This is a genomic window from Protofrankia sp. Cj3 (assembly GCF_917627355.1).
In the GTDB taxonomy this organism is placed as follows: Bacteria; Actinomycetota; Actinomycetes; order Frankiales; family Frankiaceae; genus Protofrankia.
Genome location: NZ_CAKJTR010000014.1, coordinates 1,371 through 2,112, shown reverse-complemented (window position 1 = coordinate 2,112; position 742 = coordinate 1,371). Strand labels below are relative to the sequence as shown.

The following is a 742-nucleotide window of genomic DNA, read 5'->3' as shown; positions in this document are numbered from 1 at the left end:
ACCGGACCCCCCCAGTCCCTGCTGCTAACGGCCCGCTGCCGGCGCCGCCAACAGCTGCGACGACTTGCGGGTCCGGATGACCTCGTCGATCAACCCGTACTCCTGCGCCTCGGCCGCGCTGAAAATCTTGTCCCGCTCGATGTCCCGACGGATCTCTTCCTCGGTGTGCCTGGTGTGCCTGGCGAGCATCCGCTCCAGCAGGGAGCGCATCCGCAGGATCTCCCTGGCCTGAATCTCGATGTCGCTGGACTGTCCCTCGCCCTGCCCAGAGGGCTGGTGCAGCAGGATACGGCTGTTCTCCAGCGCGAAACGCTTCCCCGGTGTCCCCGCTGTGAGCAGCACCGCGGCCGCGGATGCCGCCTGGCCCATGCAGATCGTCTGGATGTCCGGGCGGACAAACTGCATCGTGTCGTAAATAGCGGTCAACGAGGTGAACGATCCACCCGGTGAGTTTATATAGATCGAAATATCCCGGTCGGGGTCCTCGGACTCCAGGAAAAGCAGCTGCGCCATCACGTCGTTCGCGGAAAGGTCATCGATCGGGATACCGAGGAAAACGATACGTTCCCGCAGCAGCTTCTCATAAGGATTAAGGTAAAGATCACCACGGCTGGTCTTCTCGATGACACGCGGGATCCCGTAATGGCTGACGGGCAGCGCGTCGCTCGAGCTCTGGCCGATGATCGGTTGGTACATGGTGGGTGCCTCCGCGACGGCGGGTGGTGGTCGGTTACCGGATGTC

At 62.8% G+C, this 742-nt stretch carries 1 protein-coding gene; it reads right to left on the bottom strand.

Annotated elements, in window-relative coordinates:
- Positions 1-24: 24 nt before the first annotated feature.
- Positions 25-696, bottom strand: coding sequence for an ATP-dependent Clp protease proteolytic subunit (locus tag MJ783_RS03280; protein WP_239308450.1), 672 nt, complete (start codon positions 694-696; stop codon positions 25-27).
- Positions 697-742 lie beyond the last annotated feature (46 nt).